This is a genomic window from Arenibaculum pallidiluteum, assembly GCF_017355985.1.
GTDB lineage: Bacteria > Pseudomonadota > Alphaproteobacteria > Azospirillales > Azospirillaceae > Arenibaculum > Arenibaculum pallidiluteum.
The window spans coordinates 1-23,122 of record NZ_JAFIQU010000017.1 but is presented as its reverse complement, the minus strand read 5'-3'; the positions used below and the strand labels follow the sequence as shown (position 1 = coordinate 23,122).

20 protein-coding genes are annotated in these 23,122 nt (G+C 68.8%); 11 read left to right on the top strand and 9 right to left on the bottom strand.

Annotation, left to right across the window (positions count from 1 at the left end):
• Nucleotides 1-4 precede the first annotated feature (4 nt).
• The 4 genes from JUB13_RS24670 (at nucleotide 5) to JUB13_RS24655 (ending at nucleotide 3,226) form a co-directional block, all read left to right on the top strand.
• The gene (locus JUB13_RS24670; protein ID WP_207483790.1) at nucleotides 5-832 is read left to right on the top strand and encodes a phytanoyl-CoA dioxygenase family protein; all 828 of its coding nucleotides are present in this window, start codon (nucleotides 5-7) and stop codon (nucleotides 830-832) included.
• A complete protein-coding gene (locus tag JUB13_RS24665) occupies nucleotides 829-1,770 on the top strand; it encodes an aldose 1-epimerase (RefSeq protein WP_207483789.1) in 942 nt (313 codons plus the stop codon). The genes JUB13_RS24670 and JUB13_RS24665 overlap by 4 nt, the downstream gene beginning before the upstream one ends.
• A 213-nt stretch (nucleotides 1,771-1,983) precedes the next feature.
• A complete protein-coding gene (locus tag JUB13_RS24660) occupies nucleotides 1,984-2,619 on the top strand; it encodes an outer membrane protein (RefSeq protein ID WP_207483786.1) in 636 nt (211 codons plus the stop codon).
• A gap of 223 nt (nucleotides 2,620-2,842) precedes the next feature.
• Nucleotides 2,843-3,226 carry a response regulator gene (locus JUB13_RS24655; RefSeq protein WP_207483783.1) on the top strand — a complete coding sequence of 128 codons (384 nt, stop codon included), beginning with the start codon at nucleotides 2,843-2,845 and terminating at the stop codon, nucleotides 3,224-3,226.
• A 102-nt stretch (nucleotides 3,227-3,328) separates the two neighbouring features.
• On the opposite strand, the gene JUB13_RS24650 is transcribed toward JUB13_RS24655, so the two are convergent.
• Nucleotides 3,329-4,675, bottom strand: a complete 1,347-nt coding sequence (locus JUB13_RS24650) for a sensor histidine kinase (protein WP_207483781.1) — start codon at nucleotides 4,673-4,675, stop codon at nucleotides 3,329-3,331.
• A gap of 270 nt (nucleotides 4,676-4,945) precedes the next feature.
• Between JUB13_RS24650 and JUB13_RS24645 the strand changes: the two genes are divergently transcribed.
• Nucleotides 4,946-6,040 carry a spore photoproduct lyase family protein gene (locus JUB13_RS24645; protein WP_207483778.1) on the top strand — a complete coding sequence of 365 codons (1,095 nt, stop codon included), beginning with the start codon at nucleotides 4,946-4,948 and terminating at the stop codon, nucleotides 6,038-6,040.
• Nucleotides 6,041-6,079: 39 nt separating this feature from the next.
• Here the strand turns inward: JUB13_RS24645 and JUB13_RS24640 are convergent, their stop codons facing one another.
• The 7 genes from JUB13_RS24640 to JUB13_RS24610 all read right to left on the bottom strand — a co-directional run bounded on the left by JUB13_RS24640 (nucleotide 6,080) and on the right by JUB13_RS24610 (nucleotide 12,595).
• Complete coding sequence (locus JUB13_RS24640) at nucleotides 6,080-6,658, bottom strand: GNAT family N-acetyltransferase (protein ID WP_207483775.1); 579 nt, start codon at nucleotides 6,656-6,658, stop codon at nucleotides 6,080-6,082.
• An 81-nt stretch (nucleotides 6,659-6,739) separates the two neighbouring features.
• Nucleotides 6,740-7,387, bottom strand: coding sequence for a MarC family protein (locus JUB13_RS24635; protein WP_207483772.1), 648 nt, complete (start codon nucleotides 7,385-7,387; stop codon nucleotides 6,740-6,742).
• Entirely contained in the window at nucleotides 7,384-8,157 is a 774-nt protein-coding gene (locus JUB13_RS24630) for an ABC transporter ATP-binding protein (protein ID WP_207483770.1), read from the bottom strand. Before JUB13_RS24630 ends, JUB13_RS24635 begins: the two co-directional genes overlap by 4 nt.
• The gene (locus tag JUB13_RS24625) at nucleotides 8,154-9,017 is read right to left on the bottom strand and encodes an ABC transporter ATP-binding protein (protein ID WP_207483767.1); all 864 of its coding nucleotides are present in this window, start codon (nucleotides 9,015-9,017) and stop codon (nucleotides 8,154-8,156) included. Before JUB13_RS24625 ends, JUB13_RS24630 begins: the two co-directional genes overlap by 4 nt.
• Complete coding sequence (gene nikC / locus JUB13_RS24620) at nucleotides 9,014-9,931, bottom strand: nickel transporter permease (RefSeq protein WP_207483764.1); 918 nt, start codon at nucleotides 9,929-9,931, stop codon at nucleotides 9,014-9,016. The genes JUB13_RS24625 and nikC overlap by 4 nt, the downstream gene beginning before the upstream one ends.
• Nucleotides 9,928-10,899, bottom strand: coding sequence for an ABC transporter permease (locus tag JUB13_RS24615; protein WP_328703010.1), 972 nt, complete (start codon nucleotides 10,897-10,899; stop codon nucleotides 9,928-9,930). The genes nikC and JUB13_RS24615 overlap by 4 nt, the downstream gene beginning before the upstream one ends.
• A 100-nt stretch (nucleotides 10,900-10,999) precedes the next feature.
• On the bottom strand, nucleotides 11,000-12,595 hold the full coding sequence (locus tag JUB13_RS24610; protein ID WP_207483761.1) for an ABC transporter substrate-binding protein: 1,596 nt from the start codon (nucleotides 12,593-12,595) through the stop codon (nucleotides 11,000-11,002).
• 223 nt (nucleotides 12,596-12,818) lie between these two features.
• On the opposite strand from JUB13_RS24610, the gene JUB13_RS24605 reads away from it, so the two are divergent.
• Nucleotides 12,819-13,592 (top strand): hypothetical protein, encoded by a 774-nt coding sequence (locus JUB13_RS24605; protein WP_207483760.1) that lies wholly within the window; start codon nucleotides 12,819-12,821, stop codon nucleotides 13,590-13,592.
• A 52-nt stretch (nucleotides 13,593-13,644) separates the two neighbouring features.
• Here JUB13_RS24605 and JUB13_RS24600 read toward each other — a convergent pair whose 3' ends face one another.
• Entirely contained in the window at nucleotides 13,645-16,032 is a 2,388-nt protein-coding gene (locus tag JUB13_RS24600) for a carbohydrate-binding domain-containing protein (RefSeq protein WP_207483757.1), read from the bottom strand.
• Nucleotides 16,033-16,292: 260 nt separating this feature from the next.
• Here JUB13_RS24600 and JUB13_RS24595 point away from each other — a divergent pair, with 260 nt between their 5' ends.
• From JUB13_RS24595 to JUB13_RS24575, 5 genes are all read left to right on the top strand, one after another.
• Nucleotides 16,293-17,975, top strand: coding sequence for an ABC transporter permease (locus JUB13_RS24595; RefSeq protein ID WP_328703005.1), 1,683 nt, complete (start codon nucleotides 16,293-16,295; stop codon nucleotides 17,973-17,975).
• Between the two features lie 287 nt (nucleotides 17,976-18,262).
• On the top strand, nucleotides 18,263-18,790 hold the full coding sequence (locus JUB13_RS32125) for a YfiR/HmsC family protein (RefSeq protein ID WP_207483754.1): 528 nt from the start codon (nucleotides 18,263-18,265) through the stop codon (nucleotides 18,788-18,790).
• A 51-nt stretch (nucleotides 18,791-18,841) separates the two neighbouring features.
• A complete protein-coding gene (locus tag JUB13_RS24585) occupies nucleotides 18,842-20,851 on the top strand; it encodes a TonB-dependent receptor plug domain-containing protein (protein WP_207483751.1) in 2,010 nt (669 codons plus the stop codon).
• Nucleotides 20,852-20,925: 74 nt separating this feature from the next.
• Nucleotides 20,926-22,632, top strand: a complete 1,707-nt coding sequence (locus tag JUB13_RS24580; RefSeq protein ID WP_207483738.1) for a methyl-accepting chemotaxis protein — start codon at nucleotides 20,926-20,928, stop codon at nucleotides 22,630-22,632.
• Between the two features lie 299 nt (nucleotides 22,633-22,931).
• Nucleotides 22,932-23,122: hypothetical protein (locus tag JUB13_RS24575; RefSeq protein ID WP_207483735.1), on the top strand; the 191-nt coding region annotated here is incomplete at its 3' end.

Here is a 23,122-nt window from a genome sequence, read left to right as displayed (position 1 = left end):
ACCCATGCCCGATACCAATGGAGTGCGCACCATGCCCGGACGCTACGACGCCGCTGCCCTGGACCGCCTGGCCGAGGACTTCAGGCGCGACAGCTTCGTGATCCTCAGGGAGCATTTCCCTGTGGACAAGCTGAAGGCCTGGGCCGAGGCCTTCCGACCGCTGCTGGACGAGCACATCGCCCGCGAGGGGCATCTGCAGAACCGCGGCAGCGCGCGCTATTACGTGACGCTGCCCTTCCAGGGCATCTTCGCCGATCCCGCGATCTTCGAGGACGAGGACGTCCTGGGGCTCGTCGAGCGCATCGTGGGCAAGGACCCCGTGATGTGCCAGCTCGCCACCGACACGCCGCTCAAGGGCTCGGACTACCAGGAGGTCCACCGCGACACGCCGCCGCTCTTCCCCGAGATCGAGGCGGAGACGCCATCCTACCAGCTCGCCGTGAACTTCCCGCTCTGCGACGTGCCGCCCGAGATGGGGCCCATCGAGATCGCCCGCGGTACCCACATGATGACCCGTGACGAGGGCCTGCGCCGGATCCAGTCCGGCGAGATCGCGCTGGAGCCCTACACCATGCGTCTGGGCGACGTAATGATCCGCGACGTGCGGCACCTGCATCGCGGCACGCCGAACGTGACGGACAATCCCCGTCCCATGGTGGTGATCGGCTACAGCCGGCGCTGGCTGTTCCGGCCCGAGGTGTCGATCACGATCCCGCGCGAGGTGCACGAGCGCCTGTCCCCGCGGGCCAGGCACCTGCTGCGCTACAACCGTGTCGTCGAAACCCTCGACGAGGTCGGCAAGGACGAAAGCTACCAGGCCTTCGCCTTTTGACCGGCGCTCCCGAGGGGGCCGGGCCGGGGACGGGGCAGGGGGCCGCGATCGTCACGATCGCGGCCGGTCCCCTGACCGTCGAGGTGGCGCCGGCGATCGGCGGCTCGATCGCCGCCTTTCACGGATCGGTCGCGGGGCGGCGCATGGACTGGCTGCGCCCCGTGACGGCCACAGGCCTCGCCCGGGGCGACCCGCTGAGCATGGCGAGCTTTCCCCTGGTGCCATTCTGCAACCGCATCCGCGACGGCCGCTTCGACTTCGACGGGCTGGGCGTCCACCTGCCGCGCAACTTCGCGCGCTCGCCCCATGCCATCCACGGGCAGGCCTGGCAGATGCCATGGACGGTCGAGGATGCGGCGGCGGGCCGGCTTGCACTCGTCCTGGACCACCCGCCCGGCGCCTGGCCCTGGCGCTTTCGCGCGCGCCAGACATTCGCCCTGGATCCTGACGGGCTCAACATCGGCCTCGCCGTCGAGAACAGGGGAGACCGGCCCATGCCCCTGGGCTTCGGACATCATCCCTATTTCCCGCGTACGCCGCAGGCGAGCGTGACAGCGTCGGTGGACGCCATCTGGTCGACCGATGCCGAGGTGATGCCGACGCTGCTCGAACGCAACGAGGTGGTGGAGCGGCTGGGCCACGGGCTGCCGGTCGCGGCCTGGGTCCTCGACAACAACTTCACGGGATGGGACGGACGGGCGGAGATCCGGTGGCCCGAGCGCCGCGCCGGGCTGCGCCTGAGCGCGGGCGAACCGTTCCGGTTCCTCGTCGCCTATACCCCCGCGGACGAGGATCTCTTCGTGGTGGAGCCCGTCAGCAACTGCACGGACTGGCTGAACCTGCGCCAGCTTGGCCCCGGTAGCGTCGGCGGCACGGTGCTCCCTGCCGGCGGCCGGATTGAAGGCTCGATTCGGCTGGAGCCCTTCGTCCTGGGGTGAGGGCCGGGGGCGGGACGGTGGGGCAGGGGCCCGGGGCTTCTGGCGGGGCTGGCCGGGATGTGGCGCGGCAGTCCAGGATCGTTGCAGATCCGCAACAGTTAATTATTCCTTAACCATGGGGATCATGGAAGGGCTCGCGCCGGGCCGGCGCGGGTTTCATCCTCCGCATGTCGTCGCTCCGCGGCGCGCAGAGTTTAGAAGAGGATGGAACCGATGAACCGTATCTCACTCGCCCTCGCCGCCGGTGCCATCGCGCTCGGTGCCGCTGGCGCGGCCCAGGCCCAGTCAACCATGACCACGTTGACCAGCCCCGACGCCAGCGCGGGCATCTACGTCCGCGGCAGCCTTGGCTATTCCTGGTCCGCCCAGGACGAGATCGACTATTCGCCGCTCTGGGGCTTGGGCGTGGGATATCGGCTCAACCGGAACCTGCGCGCCGACGTCACCATCGACTGGCGTGACCGCTACATCGTCGAAGGCGACACTTTCGATTCCAAGATCGACAACAAGGCGTTCATGCTGAACGTCTACTACGACCTGGAGCAGCTCCCGGTCGTTTCTCTTCCGGCGGGCTTCAAGCCGTATGTGGGCGCGGGCGTCGGCCTCAGCCGGGTCGAGGTCAACGACCAGCTCATCACGCCGGAAGACGGCGTCTTCGGCGACGACGAGTACAATTTCGCCTGGCAGGCGATGTTCGGTGTCGGATATCAGGTGACCCCGAACCTTTCCGCGGATGTCGGCTACCGCTATGCGCGGCTGGGCGACGTGCAGGCGACCTCGCCCCTGGGCGACATCGACAGCAAGCTGAACGTCCACGAGGTCGTCCTTACCGTCCGGTACGGTTTCTGACCAAAGCGGGGCCGGCCGTCGCCGCACGGCCGGCCCCGCCCGGTGCTCCTGCCGTCTTCCCGCCGGGAATCGGGCGCGCCCGCCAGGATCCGGACACGGTTGTGACAACTCGGGCCCACCGCGCATAGCCCGGTGTACGGGACAGCTGTCCAATGTATACATCAATGCGGGTGATGGTTCGGCGCGATCTTGCGAACGGTCGCCGCTGACTTGGAGCCGGATCATGATACTGATCGTGGAAGACGAGCCCCTGATCGCCATGGCCTACCGTCTGGTTGCCATGGAGTGCGGTCTGCAGGTGTCCCAAAGCGCGGAGGACTCGGTCACCGCGCTGCGCCTTGCGCGGGCGAACCCACCGGCCATCGCGATCATCGACCTGCGGCTCGCCGACGGGCCTACGGGCGACCGGCTCGCCCTGACCCTTCACGCCGAGCTCGGCGTCGTGCCGCTGTTCGTCACCGGGACGCCCGACCTGCTGAGTGATGCCGCGAAATCCATCGCGGCAGCCGTCCTTGTGAAGCCCGTTTCCCACGAGCGCCTCTCCCGCGTCCTGCTGGCGACGGCCCAGTGCCTGGCCGATCGCCGGGTCGAAGAGGCTGTCGCCTGAGGCGGCCGCGCCGGGCCCCATGTCCCGGCAGCATTCTTCCCCATTTTCCTGTGCGCATTTCCCCGGGCCGAGGCCGCGGCCTCACGCGGACGGCCGCGCCGGCTAAGCGCGCTCCGCACCCGCGGCAAGTGGCACCTGGACCGAGAAGCAGGTGCCGTGTCCCGGCCGCGAGCGCAGCGCGATCGGATAGCTCAGCAGCTCGGCCGTCGCCTTGACGACCGCGAGGCCAAGGCCGTGCCCGACCTCGTCCGTCCGGTCCGAGCGTCCCAGCCGCTCGAAGGGCTCGAAGGCCCTGTCCCGGTCAGTTTCCACGATGCCCGGGCCGGTATCGCAGACATCGATCCGCAGCGCCGCGCCGGCGCCGCGGCAGCCGACGACCACCCGGCCGGCCTCGGTATAGCGCAGGGCATTCAGCACGACGTTGCGGAGCATGCGCTCCAGCAGCTTCGGATCGGTGAAGACGACGCGCCGGCAGCGCACGAAGCGCAGCTCCAGCCGCCGCTCGCGCGCGATCGGCTCCAGGTCGGCCCGCAGCCGCTCGAACAGCTCCTCGACCGAGATGCGCTGGAGGTCGGGCCGGATCTCGCCCTGCTTCAGCGTAGCCGTGTCGAGCAGCGCGTCGAAAAGCCCGATGGCGTTGCCAAGCGACGTCTCGGCGCTGTCGAGCAGGCCGCTGGCGGTTGGATCGTCCAGGCGCCCGCGCAGCAGCGGCAGTATCAGGGCCATGGCCTGCAATGGCTGGCGCAGGTCGTGGCTGGCCATGGCGATGAACCGGTCCTTCGCGGCGGCGGCCCGCTCCGCCTCGGACTGGGCGATGCGCAGCTCGGCGACCAGCCGGCGGTTCTCGACCTTCAGCCGGGCATCCTCGCGAAAGCCTTCGTGCAGGGTTCGGACGACCAGCAGCAGGACGATTATGTATGTCAGGACCATGCCGGCCAAGGCGAGCTGGGTGATCTCGCCCGTAAAGGCGAGCCGCGCCACCGTGGGCAGGCCGCTGACCATGATGAAGACGACCGCGGCGCTCGGCACCGGCGCCAGCGCCGCGGCCGCGCCGGCGCCGATCCCGGCCAGCACCGTCAGCATGAAGAAGGTCGCGGAATCCGTCGCGTCGCCCAGGAACAGGATCGATCCCCCGCCCCACCAGGCGCCGTACAGGCCGGCATAGCGACGCGCCTTTCCGAGCGAGCCCGGCCCGGCCGGCGGTGGCGCATTGCCGCCCCGCCGGCGCAACCAGCGCCGCACCTGCTGCGCGACCAGCGCCCATAGCCCGAGCAGCCATGCCAGGGCGGCGGCGGCGGGAACATGGCCCCAAAGCGCCGCGACCACGAGCCCGCTGTTGACGACATGGGCCAGCGCCAGCGCAGGCGTGAAGCGCGCGATGGCGGCAATCCGCTCGTGGCGCATCCAGGCCGCGCTGGTCTCGTCCACGCCCGCGGGCGTCACGGTCATGCTGCCGCGATCCTCCGGCCGTGCCGCTCAGCCATGCGACGGGCGGCGGTCCGGCCGTGACGGGACGATGAGGTTTGGCATGAACGCCCTTTGCAGAGTTTGTGCGGTGTCGGTCCCGAACGGCGAATATCGCATACAGACGAAAGAATGAGCAAACCGATGATTGTTCGGAATGTCACCTACAGGCGGTCCGGCCTGGACATCCGGGCCGTAGCCTCCACTTCCTTGCATGCCGCGCGACAGCGTTAGGACGATCGCAACCCATTCCCGATGCTACTGCCCCTGTCCAATGAAGGCGCCGGTCCGGCGCCCCCGCCACTGGAGGTCGCGCGCATCTTCGTCGAGGAGGCGGCCGCGGCCCATCCGCGCGGCCGTGCCATCCTGGAGCGCTTCCCGGAGGCCGAGCGCGTTCCCGTGGCCTCGCACTGGAACATCCCGGCGCTGCACGGCGACACGGATGCCGTTGACGCCTGGGTGCGCAACAAGCGCACGGTCCTCGTGCTCGGGATCAAGAAGGGGCTGGCTTGCCGGCCGAACGGGCGCAGCGCCGACTTCATCGCGCCCTCGCATTCCAACGGCTGTGCCATGGCCTGCGCCTACTGCTACGTATCGCGGCGCAAGGGCTACGCCAACCCGATCACGACTTTCGTGAACATCGAGGCCATCGCCGCCTCCATCGACCGCCACGCCCGTCGGCTCGGCCCCAAGGCGGAGGCCAACCAGGTCGATCCCTCGTGCTGGGTCTACGACATCGGCGAGAACGGCGACTGCTCGGTCGACGCCCTGATCTCCGAGAACCTGCGCGACCTGACGGCGCTGTTCCGTCGCCTGCCGGGCGCCAAGGGCAGCTTCGCGACCAAATACGTGAACCGCGACCTGCTGTCCTACGACCCCGCGGGCCGCATGCGCATCCGGTTCAGCCTGATGCCGGCGCGGCTCGCGCGCCTGCTCGACGTCCGCGCGAGCCCGGTGTCCGACCGGATCGCCGCCGTGGCCGATTTCGTACGCGCGGGCTGGGAGGTCCACCTGAATTTCAGCCCGGTGGTGGTCTACGAGGGCTGGACCGCGGACTATGCGGAGCTTTTCCGGCAGGTCGATGCGGCGCTGGACGGGCCCGCGCGTGCCCAGCTGGCCGCCGAGGTGATCTTCCTGACCCACAACGAGGCCCTGCACGAAGTGAACCTGCGCTGGCACCCCCGGGCAGAGGACGTGCTGTGGACGCCCCGGTGGCAGGAGGCGAAGGTCTCTGGGAACGGCGCCGTGAACCTGCGCTATCGCGCCGCCGCCAAGGCCCGCATGATCGCGGTCTTCCGCGACCTGCTGGCCCGGGACCTGCCGTACTGCCGCATCCGCTACGCGTTTTAGAAGCACCCCGCCCCCGCGCCGCGGGCCCCGGCGCGGCCTTCAGAGCCGGGCCCGGATCTCCTTGCCGTATGCGAAGATGATGAAGTCCGCGGAGTTGGCATTCCTCCCGCTCATGACGGAGGCCCGGACGTCGTATTCGGGGCAGCGCTGGAACCCCATCTTCTCGTAGGTGTGGCGGGCGGCCGCCATGAAGAACGAGGCATGGACCCCGATCGCCGAAGCCCCGTCCTCGGCCGCCAGGGCCAGGCATCCCTCGATCAGCATGCGGCCGATCGCGTGGCCGCGGGCCGAAGGACGCACCGCGAGCTTGCGGAACCCCGCCCAGTGCGGCGGCCAGCCAAGTCCCTCGGTGCTCGCGTCGCGGCAATACTGGATGCTGCCGACGATCCGGCCCGACGTCTCGGCGACGAGGACCTGCGTATCGTTCCAGTAGTGGTTGAGGTTCTCCATCCCCTTGATGAAGGGGTCGAACAGATCTGGCGAGACATCGCGTCCATACTGGAGATTGGCCTCGACGCAACACTGCTCGATCTCGGGGATCTCGTACCGCTTCGCAGGTCTGATCCGACAGGCCATGGGCTGCATGGCGCGCCCCTTGATGGTTCCGGGCGCGATCATAGGGCGTCGCGGTTACATCAGCTTTTCAGGCTGACGAATATGTGTTGCAACAGCAACGCGGGCGACCGGCGCCGGCGGGCCTCAGCGCAGGCTCTGCACGTAGTCCGTTAGCCCGCTGAGCCCGATCTGGAAGCCGATGCACAGCAGGATGAAGGCGGAGAGGCGCGTGAACACGCGCGCCCGGGCGCGCCCCAGCAACGGGACCGCGTCGCCCGCCCAGGTATAGGCGAGCCAGACGAGCGCCGCGACCGCCAGCGCCGCCGCCGAGGTGGCGGCGAAGAAGGGCACCAGGTCGCCGCCCGTCGGGCGATTGGCGCCCAGCGCGATAGCCACCGAGATGGAGCCCGGCCCGGTGGTAAAGGGCATGGTCAGCGGGAAGAAGGCGACGTCGTTCAGGCCCTCGGCATGGGAAGCCTGCTCCTCCTTGCGCGCCTCGGTCTGCTCGGGCGCGTAGAGCAGGCTCCAGGCGCTGGTCGCGACCACGAGGCCGCCCGCCATGCGCAGGGCGGGCAGGCTGATGCCGAAGAAGGCCAGGATGTAGGTGCCGCCCCACAGGGCGCCCAGCAGGATCAGCGCCGAGTAGATCGCGATCTTGCGTGCGAGCAGGCTGCGCTCGTCATGGGTCCGGCCGGTCGTCGCCTGGCTGAAGATGAACGCCGCGCCGATCGGGTTCACGATCGAGAACAGCGCCGAGAAGGCCAGCAGGAAGGTCTGGACGACGTCCGTCATGCATCCAGGACCGCCGCGGCCGCGGCGCGGGAATAGCCCCGGCTCGCCCGCAGGAGCTGCGCCGTATAGGGATGGCGCGTCCGGCCCTCGCGCAGGTCGCCGGCCGTCATCTCCTCGACGATCTCGCCCCCCTTCATCACGGCCAGCCGCTCGCACATCTGGTTCACCACGGCAAGGTTGTGGGTGACCAGCAGGAAGGTCAAGCCGCGCTCCGCCCGCAGGCGCCGCAGCAGGTTCAGGATCTCGGCCTGCACCGACACGTCGAGCGCCGAGGTGGGCTCGTCCAGCAGCAGCACGCGCGGCTCCAGGATCAGGGCGCGGGCGATCGCCACCCGCTGGCGCTGCCCGCCCGAGAGCTGGTGCGGGTAGCGGTAGCGGAAGCCCTGGCCGAGGCCGACATCCGCCAAGGCGCGCTCGATGCGCCGGTCGGCCTCGCCGAGCCGGTGGATCGCCACGGGCTCCGCGAGGATCCTGTCGACGGTGTGGCGGGGGTGGAGCGAGCCGTAGGGGTCCTGGAAGACCATCTGCAGGTGCTTGTGGAACGCGCGGCTGCGGCGGGGGCCCTGTGGTTCGCCGGCCACCGCGATCGCCCCGGACCAGTCGGGGTTCAGGCCCGAGATCGCGCGCAGCACCGTCGACTTGCCGGAGCCAGATTCGCCGACCAGCGCGAAGGATTCGCCCTCGCCCACCCGGAACGAGACGCCGCGCACCGCCCGGATCAGGTCATTCCCCGTGCCGAAGCCGACCTCCAGGTCCCGGACCTCGATCATGGCCGGCCCTCCGGTGGAAGCGGCAGCAGCCATGCCGGGTCGCGCGCGATGACGGGAAGGTCGCGCGGCGGCCGGTCCACCTGGGGCAGGGCCGCGAGCAGCCCGCGGGTGTAGGGATGGCTCGCCTCGTGCAGCGCGCCGCCGCGGCAGGTCTCGACGATCTGGCCGCCATACATCACGAGCACCCGGTCGCAGAAGGAAGCCACGAGGTCGAGGTCGTGGCTGATGAAGATCAGGCCCATGCCGCGCCGGCTCACGAGGTCGTCCAGGATCGCCAGCACCTGCATCTGGACCGTGACGTCGAGCGCCGAGGTGGGCTCGTCGGCGATCAGCAGGTCGGGGTCGGGGACCAGCATCATCGCGATCATCACGCGCTGGCCCATGCCGCCGGAGACCTCGTGCGGGTAGAGGTCGTAGACGCGGCGCGGATCGCGGATGCGCACCGCATCCAGCATCTCCAGCGCCTTCTCCCGGGCCTCGCGCCGGCCGGCGCGGCGGTGCACCCGGTGCGCCTCGGCGATCTGCTCGCCCACGGTCATCACCGGGTTCAGCGAGAACTTGGGATCCTGCATCACCATGGAGATGCGCGCGCCGCGGATCCGGCGCATGGCGCGCGGCGTCGCAGCCAGCAGGTCGATGCCGTCGAAGGCGAGCCGGCGCGCCGTCACCTCGGCCGAGGGCGGCGTCAGCCGCAGGATCGCGCGCCCGGTCTGCGACTTGCCGGAGCCGGATTCGCCGACGATTCCGAGCTTCTCGCGCCCGAGCGCGAAGCTGATGCCGCGCACGGCCTCGACCGTACGGCTGTCGGTGTGGAAGCGAACGCGGAGATCCTCGACCTCCAGGAGGGGTGTTGCGGTCATCGCTGCTTCGGATCCAGCACGTCGCGCAGGCCGTCGCCCAGCAGGTTGAAGCCCAGGCTGACCACGCAGATCGCGATGCCCGGCATGGTCGCGACCCACCACTGGTCCAGGATGTACTTGCGCCCGCCCGCGATCATGGCGCCCCATTCCGGCGAGGGCGGCTGCGCGCCGAGGCCCAGGAATCCGAGGCCCGCCGCGATCAGGATGATCCCCGCCATGTCCAGCGTGACCCGCACGATCACCGAGGAGATCGTGAGGGGCACCACATGGCCCCAGATGATCCCCAGGGAGGAGGCGCCCTGCAGGCGCGCGGCGGCGATGAAGTCGCTGCGGCGGATCGTGAGGGTCTCGGCCCGCGCGATGCGGGCGTAGGGCGGCCAGTTGGTGATCGCGATGGCGAGCACCGCGTTCTCGATGCCCGGGCCCAGCGCGGCCACGAAAGCCAGCGCCAGGATCAGCCGCGGGAAGGCCATGAAGACGTCGGTGATCCGCATCAGGACCGAATCCACCCAGCCTCCGAAATAGCCCGCGAGGCACCCGATCGCGAGGCCCAGCGGGGCAACAGCCACCGCCACGAGCACGACGATGGTCAGGGTGATGCGGGCGCCATGCAGGATGCGCGAGAGGATGTCGCGGCCGAGATCGTCGGTGCCCAGCGGATGCGCCCCGCCGGGCGGCGTCAGTCGGTTGGCGAGATCCTGGTGCAGCGGGTCGAAGGGGGCGATCCAGGGCGCCAGCGCGGCGACGGCCAGCAGCACCAGGATGATCGCCAGCCCGATCATGGCCAGCGGGTTCCGGCGCAGCGCCCGCCAGCCCGCATAGAGCTGGACGAGGTTGGCCTGCAGGCGCGAGGAGGGCGCCTCCTCGCGAAGCCAGGCCCGCAGGCCGGCAGGCCGGTTCGCCGCCGCGGTCATCGGGCGCGCGGGTCTAGGACCCGGTACAGCAGATCGGACAGCAGGTTCACGCCCACGAAGGCCAGCCCCACGACGAGGGTCCCGCCGAGCACGGCATTCATGTCGACGTTCAGGAGCGAGCTCGTGATGTAGGCGCCGAGGCCCGGCCAGGCGAAGACCGTCTCGGTGAGCACCGAGCCCTCGAGCAGGTGGGCGTAGGAAAGCGCGATCACGGTGACGAGCGGCACGGTGATGTTGCGGAACGCGTGGCGCCAGATGATGCGGGCCTCGCTGACGCCCTTCACCCGGGCCGTGGTGACGTATTCCTGGCTGAGCTGGTCGAGCATGAAGCTCCGCGTCATGCGGCTGATATAGGCCAGAGAGAAGTAGCCGAGCACGGAGGCCGGCAGGATCAGGTGGGCGAAGGCGTCCCGGAAGACGTCCCATTCCCCGGCGAGCGCGGCATCGAGCAGGATCACGCCCGTAACGGGGTCCACGATGTCCTCGTAGCCCACGGAGAGGCGCCCCGGCCCCTCGACCCAGCCCAGCTCGGCGTAGAAGAGCAGCAGGCCGACGAGGCCGAGCCAGAACACCGGGATCGAATATCCCGCAAGCCCCACGACGCGCACGAGATGGTCCAGCCAGCTCCCGCGGCGGACGGCGGCCAGGACGCCCATCGGGACGCCGACGACGACGCCCAGCAGGGTCGCGGCGGTCGCGAGCTCCAGCGTCGCCGGGAAGAACCGGGCGACGTCCTCGATCACCGGGCGCGAAGTCAGCACCGAATTGCCGAGGTCGCCAGAGAGGACCTGGCGGAGGTAGAGGTAGAACTGGACGTAGAGCGGCCGGTCGAGGCCGAGCTCGAGCCGTGTGCGCTCGTAGAGCTCGGGCGTCGCGCGGTCGCCGACCACCGCGAGGACGGGGTCGATCGGGACCACGCGCGCGATCACGAAGGTGATCACGAGCAGCCCGAGCAGGGTCAGGATCACGCTTCCGACGAGGCCGTAGGCCCGGCGGAAGCCGCCGAGGGCGGATGCGAGGGCACCCGTCCCCGGCAGGCTCTGTCCGATGGACAAGGCGGCCGGCTTCCTACTTCTTGACGATGTTCTTGTAGTAGTTGTTGTCGAAGCTCGGCCCGATCACGAGGCCGTCGACATTGGCGCGGTGTGCCGCCACCTCGATCTGCTGGAACATGATCGCGAAGGGCGAGACCTTCTGGTGCTGCGCCTGCAGGTCCTTGTAGATCTGCGCGCGCTTGCCGGCGTCGCGCTCGACAACTGCGGCCTCGGTCGCCTTGGTCATCTCGGGGATGTCCCAGGCATTGCGCCAGGCCAGCGTCTTGGTCTTGCCCTCGTCTGAGTTGTCGGGGTTCATGGCGAAGGTCTGGGCGTTCGTGTGCGGGTCCTGGTAGTCCGGGCCCCACTCGCCGATGTAGATGTCGTGGTTGCGCGCCCGGTACTTGGTCAGGGTCTGCTTGCCGTCGCCGGGGATCAGCTCGAGCCTGATGCCGGCCTGGGCGAAGCTGCCCTGGATCGCCTGGGCCACGTCCGTATAGGGCGAGATGTTGCGGACGTCCATCGTGACCTGGAAGCCGTTGCCGAGCCCGGCCTTGGCCAGCAGGTCCTTGGCCCTGGCGATGTCCAGCTTGTACGGCGCCGCCTCGCTCGCGCCCATGAAGCCCTTGGGCAGGAAGGCCTGGTGGACCTGGTAGCGGCCCTTCAGGAGGTTCTCCTCGATGCCCTTGTAGTCGATCAGGTACTTGATCGCCTCGATGACCTCGGGCTTGCGCAGCTGCTCGTTCTTCTGGTTCAGGCTGATGTAGAAGAGCGAGCCCTTCACGCCCTGGGTGGTCTTCAGGTCCTTGTTGCCGGAGATGCCGACGATCTGGTCCTTCTCGAGGTTCCGGGCGAAGTCGACGTCGCCCTTCTCGAGCAGCAGGCGCTGCGAGGCGGCTTCGCCGACGTTGCGGACGACCACGCGCCTGTTCCTGGGCGCGCCGTCCCAATAGGCCTCGTTGGCCTCCAGCGTGTAGCTTTCCTTGGGCTCCCAGCGGCGCAGCTTGTAGGCGCCGGACGCGGCCGAGTTGGTCCGCAGCCACTCGTTCGCGAGATCGCCGTTCTTCTCGTGCTGCATGGCGAGCTTCGAATCCACGACGGACGCGACGGAGGCGGTCAGGCAGTAGAAGAAGAAGGTCGGCGCATAGGCCTTGTCCGTGCGAATCACCAGCGTGTCGTCGTCGACGGCCTGGATACGCTCCTTCACGTTGTCCTTGGTGAAGCCGAATTGGCTCAGGATGAAGGCCGGCTGCTTGTCCATGATCACGGCGCGCTGGAAGGACCAGGCGGCGTCCTTCGCGGTGACCGGGTTGCCGGAGTGGAACTTGATGCCCTTGCGGATCTTGAAGGAGTAGGTCGTCCCGTCATCGGAGACCGACCAGGTCTCGGCGAGCTGGCCGCGGATGTCCGAGACGTTCGCCAGGTCGAAGGTCAGCAGCTTGTCGTAGATGTTGCCCACCGCCTCGCTGCCGGAGAACTCGAAGGATTCCCCGGGATCGAGCGAGATGATGTCGTCGATCTGCTTCGCCATCACCACGGTGTCGCGCGGTGTGGCGCCGAGGGCACCCGACGAGGCGAGGGCGGTTGCGGCCATCAGGCCGCCGACGAAGGCGGCGGACCAGCTTTTCATTGGTATCTCCCTGTTCTCCGGCGGAGGTCGTGCCCCGCCTTGCAGCGGCGATGGTGTTCGTACCGCGCGCGCCAAGTCAACACGATCCATGGCCTGCTAAGGGTTCGGAGCCGAAAGGTGGGGCAGCCTGAGGGTTCAGGACCTAAGGGTCCGCCCGCCGTGCCGGAACCACGCCCGGGCGGCCCGGTTGATGGCCACGAGACAGACCCAGGGGAGATCCGCCATGACCCCAGATGCGCCGCATGTGACCGTCGCCGCGCTGTTCCCGCGGCCCGAGGATGCCCGGGCGGCGGTCGAGGCGCTGCGCGCGCTCGGCCTCGGTGCCGACGGGGTCGGTCTGTTCACCCGTGCCGACATGGCCGAAGCCCCGCTCCGCATGGCCTCCGGCCAGGAGCGGGGCTCGGGCGACGCCCACCCCGGCGACCCGCTGCCCGCGAGGCAGGAGGGGACCCTGCGCGAGGGACCCGCAAACGCCGTCCCCGTCGGAGCGGCCCCGGGCGGGCTCCTCGGCGGGTTGGCGGCCGAGGGCATCCCGGAGGAGCGCGCCCTGGTCTACGCCGACGGAGTCCTGCGCGGCGGTACCCTGCTGGTGGCCCGTGTCCCGGCCGGTTCGGCGGCGGAGCTGGCCGATGTCCTGGACCGGCACGGGGCCGAGGATGTCGGGCGCGCGGCGGCCGAGGTTCTGGAGCTCGGCCTGACGCGCTTCGACGAGGCGGCGGATTCCTTCGGCGTCGTCGAGATCTCCGACGACCGGCTGCGGACCCGGCCGGTCGGGCCCCTGGCCGCCGCCGCGGCCGGGATGCGGGCCGCGGGGGCTGCCCCCGGCGGTGAGTCCGCCCAGGCCGCGGACGCCGACCAGGCACCGCGGACACGGCTCTACGAGCCGCGCCCGGGCGAACTCGGCCAGCAGCCGGCGCCGACGCCGGCGCCGGTTTCCGAGGCGGCCCCGGCCCCGACCTCCCGCAGCGCCGGCATCACGAGGGCGACGGACGGCTGAGGTCAGGTCCCGGCCGGCCCGGCGGCGTCGGAGCGGATCCGCGCGATCCGCTCTAGACGACCAGCCCGGCCGAGACGCTGAGGTCCTGCGCATCGACGCCCTCCAGGAGCGCGAGCCCCAGGTCATCGTGCCCGGAGCGCATGACGACCGCCGTGCCGCGCTCGACCTGGACCAGGTCGATCCACGCGCCGGCTCGGCCCTTGATGGCGCCGGTCAGGTCCAGCGTGTCCTTGCCGCGCTCGAAGTCCAGGATCACGTCCCCGCCATGGGCCGCGTCCTTGATCACGAAGCGGTCGGCACCCGCCCCGCCGGACAGCAGGTCGGCTCCCGCGCCGCCCTCGATCCGGTCGGCCCCGGAGCCGCCCCGGATCACGTTGTCCAGCGCGTTGCCGACGACGCGTGCGCCGGCACTGGTCACGATCACCAGGTTCTCCACGTGCTCGGGGAGGGTGTAGGCGGTCGTCTGCACCTCGGCCGTGTCGATGCCCTGGGCCGCCTTCTCGACGATCCTGTCGGTGGCGCGCTCGACCCGGTAGGTGTCGTCGCCCTTGCCGCCGGTCATGGTGTCGGCGCCCGTGCCGCCATTCAGGCGGTCGTTGCCATCGGTGCCCTTCATGACATCGTCCCGGCTGGTCCCGGTGAAGGTCCGCGCCACGGCGCCGCCCGACGCCCAGTCCGCGACCGCCTTGAAGCCCGGCACCGGCCGCGTCACGGAGGTCAGGTCGAAGAGCAGCTTGGTGCCGGTCTGGCCGAGCATCTCGGAGGAGTCCATGGCCTGGCCCGCCCGGCTCTTGAGCGCCGACTCGCCCTCATAGGTCCTGCCGTCGACGGTGATCCTGTCGACCCAGAGGTTCCTGTCCTTGGCCGAGGTGCCGGCATACTTGTCGTTCAGGAAGGTCACCTCGACCTGCGACGGGCCGTCGGCGCCGAAGTCGCCGGTGAGCGTGACCTCGCCCCACTGGCCCGCGCGGTGGTCGGCCGTGGCCGTGAACACCTGGTCCACCACCTGGCCGTCTACGGTCACCTTGAACTGCGCGGCGCCGAGATAGTGGTCCGATGCGACGCGCAGCACGATGGTCGAGGTGCTGGGCTCCTCAATGGGGCCGGGGACGGGATCGGTGCCGGGGCCGGGGTTGGAGCCAGGGTTCGGCGTGGGGCCCGCCTCGACGGCATGGGCGCCGTTCGAGATGCGGGTGATCTCCGGGTCGTTCCAGTCATTCCCGACCAGCCGCACCGTGCTGGACGAGCCCGAGAACACGGCGGTCGTACCCTCGAAGTCGCTGCGGAAGACGTTGCCCTCGACCAGGAGCGAATCCGTCGGTCGGCTGCCTTCCATGGCGAAGCCGATGAACGCGCTGTTGTCCGCCGAGACGCCCTTGTGGAACTCGTTGTTCCGGATCACCGCCGTGCCGCCGTTGGAGATGTCGACGCCGTAGCTGGTGCTGCCGAAGGGGCCATCCTTGATGCTGTTGTCCTCGACCAGCGTGTCGAGTGCGCGGCTCTTGATGGAGTGGCCGATCCGGTTGCCCTCGAAGACGCTGTCGCGGACGGTCAGCCTGGCGATCTCGTTGACGTAGATGCCGTGGGTGTAGCCGTCGCCGGCGCCGTTGCGCAGGAAGCTCGATCCCTCGATGGTGATCGTGCCGGTCTTGTTCGAGGCCGCGAGGACGCCGTTCTCGTTGTCGCGGAAGACCGAGTTGCGCACGACGAGCTGGCCGGCCTCGTAGCGGATGCCGGCGCCGTTGCCGTCCGAGACGGAGGCGCCCGAGAATTCCAGGTTCTCGATCTGCAGGTCGGCGCGGGCCACGATGATGGCCTTGCCGTTGTCGATCTGGTCGGTGCTCTTCAGATGGGCCTTGCCGTCGACGCCCACGATCCTCAGGGCATGGTCGACGTTGATCCAGTCGTTCTCGTAGGTACCGGCACGCAGGAGGATCGTGTCGCCGGCCTTGGACGCGGCGACCGCCTCGGCCAGGGTCTTGTACTGCTCGTTGGGGCCGACCCACAGGCCGAGCGCCGGATTGGTCGGGGTCACCTCGACCGGGGCGGGCACGGGCTGCTGCGGGTCCGTGGGCGGCGCGCTTCCGAGCGGGGGCACGGTCGAGGCGTCGAAGCTGCGCGATCCGTCGCTCCACAGCTCGCGCATGCCGCCCACGACCACGTCGTTGACGCTGACCTTGGAGATGAAGAGGTTCCGGTCCCCGTCGATGCCTGCTAGGTCGTTGACGAAGCGGACCTCGATACGGCCCAGGGACGGCGCGTCCAGGTCGTACGAGAAGGTCTGCCATGCGTTCGCCGGGTCGTCCCACCACACGAACTTGCCCGTCACGGCTTCGGACGCGATCTTCCGGCCGTCGGCATAGATCTCCATGACGGGTGAGCCCTGGTACTGCTGGCCCGCAACTTCGATATCGATCCGGTATTTTGCTATCGGCATCATCTTCTCTTTCGACTGTCAGGGATCGCGGCGCGAGCTCGGCGATTGCGAAACCCGCACCGGTTGTGACGGTGCCGCCGAAATCTTTCCGGACTTTTACGGGGCGGGGACAAACGACGTGACAAAAGTGGGGCGGCCGGGCGTGCCGACTTCGATGTACTTCGAAGTCCCGGCGCGACTGCTTGCCGGCATGGGTGCGGGAAGGGTCCTGCTGCGGCGATTTCACCATTGAGAATGGTTTTCACCTGGCCCACCTTGGGCCGGTGAGCACCGAGACCCTGCCCGGACCTGCCGCAGCCCTGCCGCGCCGCCGCCTGCCCAGCGGATGGACGCTCGCGGCCCTGGCCATCGCGGCGCTGGTGACCCTTCCCGTCCTGGTGGTGCTCGGAACCCTGTTCGCCCCCAGCGGCGGCATGTGGAGCCATCTGGCCTCGACGGTGCTCTGGCGCTATGTCGCCAACACGGCGCTGCTGGTCGCCGGGGTCGGCCTCGGCACGCTGGTGATCGGCACCGGCACGGCCTGGCTCGTCACCATGTGCCGCTTTCCCGGCAGCCGGATGCTGGAATGGGCGCTGCTGCTGCCGATGGCGGTCCCGGCCTATGTGATGGCCTATACCTATACCGACCTGCTCCAGTTCGTCGGGCCTGTGCAGACCGGTCTGCGCGCGCTGTTCGGATGGAGCCGCCAGGACTACTGGTTCCCGAACATCCGCTCGCTCGGCGGGGCCGTCGCGGTGATGTCGCTCGTGCTCTATCCCTATGTCTATCTGCTGGCGCGCGCGGCCTTCCTGGAGCAGTCGGTCTGCGTGCTGGAGGTCAGCCGCACCCTCGGGCGCGGTCCCTGGCGGAGCTTCGTCGGCGTCGCGCTGCCGCTGGCCCGGCCCGCCATCGTCGCCGGGCTGGCCCTCGTGCTGATGGAGGTGCTGGCGGATTTCGGGACGGTCCAGTACTTCGCCGTCGACACCTTCACCACCGGCATCTACCGGACCTGGTTCGCCCTGGGCGCGCCGACGGCCGCCAGCCAGCTTGCCTCGGTGCTGATGCTGTTCGTCCTGGCGCTGGTGCTGCTGGAGCACTGGTCGCGCGGCCGGGCGCGCTATCATCACACGACCGGGCGCTATCGCCGGCTGCCCAGCCAGCCGCTCCGTGGCGCCCGCGCGATGCTGGCGCTGACGGCCTGCGCGCTGCCCCTGCTGCTGGGCTTCGTGGTCCCGGCGGGGGCTCTCCTGCGGCTTGCGCTGGGGCAGGAGGGAGCCATCCTTCCGGCCGATTTCTGGGTGATGGCGCGCCACACGCTGACCCTGGCGGCGCTGACCTCGGCGCTGGCGGTGCTGCTGGCCCTGGTGCTCGCCTACGGGCTGCGCCTGCACCCCTCGCCGGCGCTGAAGGCGGCGGTGCGGGTCGCCGCCATGGGCTATGCGATCCCGGGCTCGGTGATCGCGATCGGCGTGCTGATCCCCTTCGCGCGCATCGACAATGCGGTGGACGCCCTTATGCGCGGCCAGTTCGGCATCTCGACCGGGCTGGTGCTCAGCGGCACCATCGCCGCCCTGGTCTTCGCCTATCTCGTGCGGTTCCTGGCGGTGTCGCTGAACACGGTCGAGGCTTCGCTGGCGAAGATCCGCCCCAGCATGGATCACGCGTCCCGGGTTCTCGGCCACACGCCGGGGCGGACCCTGGCGCGCGTCCACGCCCCCATGATGCTGGGCAGCCTGCTGACGGCGGCCCTGCTGGTCTTCGTCGACGTGATGAAGGAGCTGCCGGCCACGATGATCGTGCGGCCCTTCAATTTCGAGACCCTGGCGGTCCAGGTGTACCGCCTGGCCTCGGACGAGCGGCTGGCCGAAGCGGCGGCCCCGGCGCTTGCCATCGTCGCCGTGGGGATCCTGCCGGTGATCCTGCTCAGCCAAGCGATCACCCGCTCGCGGCCCGGCCACACGGACTGACGCAGCCGGGCGGCGTCGCCACTCTGCTTCCTTCTGCCGTCCTCGGCGTCCCGGCGCATGCGATCCGAAACGCCCTTTCGCGAAAGGTGAAATAATCGCGAATAGGCGCCGACGGAAAGAAACCAGCTCAATGAAACGGCGTAGAACAGGGCTGTTCGCAAAGAAATCTTCGAATGTAATAAGCAGAATATTTAATAGAAATTGAAATAAGCCGGATTGGCTACTACAAAAGGTGGAGGTGGAACCGTGGCCGGCAAAGGTCGGCGTAACCCAAAGAGGAAAATACAGTGCAGAAGGCTGCTGTCTTGCTGCTTGCCCTGGGAGCGCTGGTCAGTGCTCCTGCCTGGGCCGATGTCGGTGCGAAGGACGTTCAGGTCATCGCCAAGACTGTCGGCTTCACGACCCCGCCGCTGACCGGCCAGGTCAAGGTCGCCGTCGTCTTCGACGCCGCCGCCGCCGCCTCCCAGAAGGACGCCGAAGCCCTCAAGGGCATCCTCGGCGCGGGGCTCGCCGCCGGGGCCGCCACCCTGGTCCCGGTCATGGTGCCGGTCGACCAGGTCGAGGCCGGGCTCGACGGCGCCGCCATCGCCTTCGTCACCACCGGCCTCTCGGCCCATTACGACAAGGTCTTCGCCGCCGCCAAGGCCAAGAAGGTCCTCAGCGTCTCGACCGATGCCGCCTGCGTGCAGGCCGGGCGCTGCGTGATGGGCGTCAAGAGCGAGCCCAAGGTCGAGATCCTGGTCAACAAGGCCGCCGCCGAGGCCTCCTCGGTCGCCTTCGCCCCGGCCTTCCGCATGATGATCTCGGAGATCTGAGGCGCCGCCGCGTCCCTCCGAACCACACCCAATTCCCTGAAGGTGACTTCGATGAACAAGTTCCTCGGCGGTGTCCTCGGCACCGCGACGGCGATCGCGCTCGCCCTGCCGGCGGCCGCCCAGACCATTGACTACGGCTCCCTCGAGCAGCTCTTCGGCGAGCCCGTGACCACCTCGGCCACCGGCAAGCCGCAGCGCGCCAGCGACGCCCCGGTGAGCATGGAGATCATCTCCGCCGACGACATCCGCCGCACCGGCGCCACCAACATCCCCGACATCCTGCAGCGCGTCGTCGGCCTCGATGTCGCCCGCTTCGCGGTCTCGCAGTCGGAAGTCTCGGTCCGGGGCTACAACAGCTCCTTCAATCCGCGCCTGCTTGTGCTGGTCGATGGCCGCCAGGTCTATCTCGACCACTACGGCATGACGAACTGGGACGCGCTGCCGGTCCAGATGGCTGAAATCCGCCAGATCGAGGTCGTGAAGGGTCCGAACACCGCACTGTTCGGCTTCAACGCGGTCGGCGGCGTCGTCAACATCATCACCTACAGCCCGCTCTACGACGACGTCGACAACGTCACCGTCCGCACCGGCACCCAGGGCTACCGCGAGGGGTCGGCCGTCACGACCTTCAAGCTCGGCGAGAAGGTCGGCGTGCGGCTTTCGACGGGCGGCTACAACGCCGAGAACTTCGATACCAACGTCACGGATCCCGGCGAGCGCGACACCCTTTCGCTGTCGCCCCGGCGGCGTTCGCTCGCGGCCAACGTGCTGGCCCAGGTGACGCCCGACTCGCAGCTCGGCGCGGAGTTCACGGGCGTCCATGAGCGCCGCACCGAAATGGTGAACAGCTACTTCTACGCGAATGGCGACTACGAACTCTGGTCGGGCAAGCTGACCTATACCGCGAACACGGGTATCGGCCTGGTCGAGGCGACCGCCTACCAAAACGTGGCCGATGTCGACGCGTTCACCTCCAACCTCAACGTGGCCTTCAACAACACGGTCCGCGTCGCCAAAATCCAGGATCTCTTCAAGGTCGGCACCGACCACAGCTTCCGCGTCTCGGCGGAGTGGCGGAACAACCAGCTGAAGGATATCAGCGGAACCGACGCCAAGGTCTCCTACGACGTCTACTCCGTGGGCGGCATGTGGGATTGGGCGATTTCGGAAAAGTGGAACCTGGTCAACGCCCTTCGCCTGGATCACCTGCGGCTGGACCGCTCGGGTCCGTTCCAGGGAGGCGCCAGCGCGCCCTTCACCAACGACGATTACGACCGCAGCTTGACGCAGCCGAGCTTCAACAGCGGCCTCGTCTACAAGGCGACCGACATCGACACCGTGCGCCTGTCGGTGGCCCGCGGCGTGGGCGTGCCGAGCCTCTTCGAGTTCGGCAACATGCAGGCGTCGTTCTTCGGGCCCTTCTTCTTCGGCAGCTACGGCAGCCCGAGGCTCGATCCGACGATCGTCACGAACTACGAGCTCGCCTATGACCGAGCCATCAAGGAAATCGGCGGCGGCCTCCGTACCTCGGTCTACTACCAGACCAACGAGGACGTGCGCTCGGCCTCGCGGCCCTTGGTCTCGAGCCCCCTCGCCATCGTCTCGGAAACCGACAACGTCGGCGACTCCAAGGCCGTCGGCGCCGAGGCTTCGCTGCGCGGCAAGATCGGCTCCGACTGGTCGTGGAAGGTCGGCTACGCCTTCGAGGTCGTGAAGGACGACTATGAGGCCTTCGCCGCCACGGCCGTGAACCATGAGGACAGCACGCCGCGGCACAAGCTCAGTGCGGAGCTCGGTTATACCCACGGCAAGTGGGAGGCCAATCTGTTCGGCCAGTACATCTCCAGCACCGACATGCTGAGGAGCTCGTCCGACTTCCTCACGGTCGGCAGCTCCAACATCCCGTCCTCGCTCACCCTGGCGGCGCGGGTCGGCTACGAGATCACCGAGGGTGTGCAGCTCGCCGCGACCGGCTTCAACATCACCCAGGACTCGCAGCGCCTGACCTCGGGCTACCCCGAGGAGCGGCGGATCCTGTTCTCGCTCTCTTCGAACTTCTGATCAGACCGGGAGGCGCCCGGGTGCAATCCGGCACCCGGGCGTCCGGTGGACCTAGAGACGTGACGAGGAAAACCATGTCACTCGAACGCCTGAAACTCTCGAGCTGGGGCTTCGCGCTCAAGTTCACCGTCGCTCCCGGCGTTGCGATCGCGCTCACCTGCCTGCTCGCCTATTTCGGCACCCTCCAGCTCAACGGTCAGGTCGAGCAGTCGCGCACGATCGTCGACCGCAACATGGAAGGCGCGATCCGGCTCTCGGACATCGCGGCTCGCATCCAGGCCGCCAACGGCGCTCTGTTCAGCATCCTCAGCCATCAGGCCGCCAACGATTCCGGCGGCAAGGGCGCCGAGCAGATCGCCGCGCTGGCGAAGCGGCTGGACGGCATCATCGCCGATCTCCAGCAGTACCGGGACGGCTACGCCTCGCCCGACCAGGTCGCCGACGTCGAGAGCGTGACCGCCGAGCTCACGAAGTACAAGGAGGCCACCGCCTTCGTCGCGGCCATGATGGAGATCGACTTCGCCAGCGTCGTCTCCTTCATGAAGCCGTTCGAAGCCAATTTCGACCACCTGTCCAAGCTTACGGGCAAGATCGTCTCGGCATCCGTCGCGGATTCGCGGAGCCGTGCCGCCGCATCGGCCGACCAGGCCGAGAGCACCGTGACCGCCTTCGTCGTGATCACGGCGATCGCGACGGCGCTGGTTGCGCTGCTGACCTGGCTCATCGGGCACAACACCAGCCGCTCGGTCGGGGCGATCGCCAGCGCGACGCTGAAGCTGGCCGACGGCGACACCAACGTGGACATCGACCGGCTGGGCCGGCGCGACGAGCTGGGCGCGATCGTGCGGTCTCTCTCGGTGTTCCGCGAGAACATCGTGAAGGTCCGCGAGATGCAGGCCGAGCAGGAGCGGCTGCGCGCCGAGAGCGAGGCCGAGCGCCAGCGCGCCATGAGCGAGCTGGCCGAGGGGTTCGAGGCCAGTGTGAAGCGCGTGGTGCAGACGGTCTCCGAGGCCTCGGCCGGTCTGAAGGCCAGCGCGAGCACCATGCGCGGAGCGGCTGACGATGCGTACCGGCAGTCGAGCGAGGTCGCGAATGCCGGGCAGGAGGTCACCAGCAACGTCACGACCGTCGCGACCGCGGTCGAGGAAATGTCGGCCTCGATCGGCGAGATTGCGCGCCAGGTCGAGAATTCCGCCCGGATTTCCCGCGATGCCGTCGAGCGCGCCCGCAGGACCGACGACGATATCGGCCAGCTGGCCGAGCTGGCGGAGCGGATCGGCGACATTGTGGCGATCATTCAGGGCATCGCGGGGCAGACGAACCTTCTGGCGCTGAACGCGACGATCGAGGCGGCACGTGCCGGCGAGGCCGGCAAGGGCTTCGCGGTCGTGGCGAGCGAGGTGAAGAACCTGGCGACCCAGACGGCGCGCGCGACCGAGGAGATCGGCGGGCAGATCCAAGCGATCCAGACGCGTACGAAGCAGTCGGTGGAATCGATCCGCGAGATCACGGAGACGATCTCGCACATGAACGAGATCGCGAGCGGCATCGCGTCCGCGGTCGAGCAGCAGTCCTCGGCGACGCAGGAGATCAGCCGGAACGTGCAGCAGGCGGCGGCGAGCACCGGCGCGGTGTCGCATACGATCGCGGAGGTCCGCGATGCGGCCCGGACGGTCGGCGACAGCGCGGACCACGTCCTGACCGCGGCGGAGGACCTGACGCAGCAGTCCTCCTCCCTGGGACGCGAGGTCGATGCCTTCCTGATGCGCGTGCGCGGGTGAGGGAACCTCGCTCCGGCCGTCTAAAGCGGACGGCCGGAGCGGGAGCACGCCTGAAGCCAGCATGCAGGGCGCGGCTGCCTTGCATGCTGGCTTCAGCCATTTTGCGAAGCGCCGCGGCCCGAAAGCGCAGATCGATATCGCAGAATTATGACATCATTAATGATGCAAATTTGCCGCAGCAGTTCGGGGAGTTATAAGTAAACACACGTTAATATTGATTACATTGCGATGCAGTAATAGATGAATGCCGTCGATGTTCGGCCGGTTACGTCCGCCGGATTGCCGAATTGGAGGGTTCCGTGCGAAAAGCTGCTGCTCTTTTACTTGCCCTGGGAGTGCTGGCCAGTGCTCCTGCCTGGGCCGATGTCGGTGCGAAGGACGTTCAGGTCATCGCCAAGACCGTCGGCTTCACGACCCCGCCGCTGACCGGCCAGGTCAAGGTCGCCGTCGTCTTCGACGCCGCCGCCGCCGCCTCCCAGAAGGACGCCGA

Bases quoted from the DNA above. Each gene is read 5' to 3' on its own strand.
- JUB13_RS24670 (WP_207483790.1), top strand. From the start codon at position 5: ATGCCCGATACCAATGGAGTGCGCACCATGCCCGGACGCTACGACGCC.
- JUB13_RS24660 (WP_207483786.1), top strand. From the start codon at position 1,984: ATGAACCGTATCTCACTCGCCCTCGCCGCCGGTGCCATCGCGCTCGGT.
- JUB13_RS24655 (WP_207483783.1), top strand. From the start codon at position 2,843: ATGATACTGATCGTGGAAGACGAGCCCCTGATCGCCATGGCCTACCGT.
- JUB13_RS24650 (WP_207483781.1), bottom strand. From the start codon at position 4,675: ATGACCGTGACGCCCGCGGGCGTGGACGAGACCAGCGCGGCCTGGATG.
- JUB13_RS24645 (WP_207483778.1), top strand. From the start codon at position 4,946: ATGCTACTGCCCCTGTCCAATGAAGGCGCCGGTCCGGCGCCCCCGCCA.
- JUB13_RS24640 (WP_207483775.1), bottom strand. From the start codon at position 6,658: ATGATCGCGCCCGGAACCATCAAGGGGCGCGCCATGCAGCCCATGGCC.
- JUB13_RS24635 (WP_207483772.1), bottom strand. From the start codon at position 7,387: ATGACGGACGTCGTCCAGACCTTCCTGCTGGCCTTCTCGGCGCTGTTC.
- JUB13_RS24630 (WP_207483770.1), bottom strand. From the start codon at position 8,157: ATGATCGAGGTCCGGGACCTGGAGGTCGGCTTCGGCACGGGGAATGAC.
- JUB13_RS24625 (WP_207483767.1), bottom strand. From the start codon at position 9,017: ATGACCGCAACACCCCTCCTGGAGGTCGAGGATCTCCGCGTTCGCTTC.
- nikC (WP_207483764.1), bottom strand. From the start codon at position 9,931: ATGACCGCGGCGGCGAACCGGCCTGCCGGCCTGCGGGCCTGGCTTCGC.
- JUB13_RS24610 (WP_207483761.1), bottom strand. From the start codon at position 12,595: ATGAAAAGCTGGTCCGCCGCCTTCGTCGGCGGCCTGATGGCCGCAACC.
- JUB13_RS24605 (WP_207483760.1), top strand. From the start codon at position 12,819: ATGACCCCAGATGCGCCGCATGTGACCGTCGCCGCGCTGTTCCCGCGG.
- JUB13_RS24600 (WP_207483757.1), bottom strand. From the start codon at position 16,032: ATGATGCCGATAGCAAAATACCGGATCGATATCGAAGTTGCGGGCCAG.
- JUB13_RS24585 (WP_207483751.1), top strand. From the start codon at position 18,842: ATGAACAAGTTCCTCGGCGGTGTCCTCGGCACCGCGACGGCGATCGCG.
- JUB13_RS24580 (WP_207483738.1), top strand. From the start codon at position 20,926: ATGTCACTCGAACGCCTGAAACTCTCGAGCTGGGGCTTCGCGCTCAAG.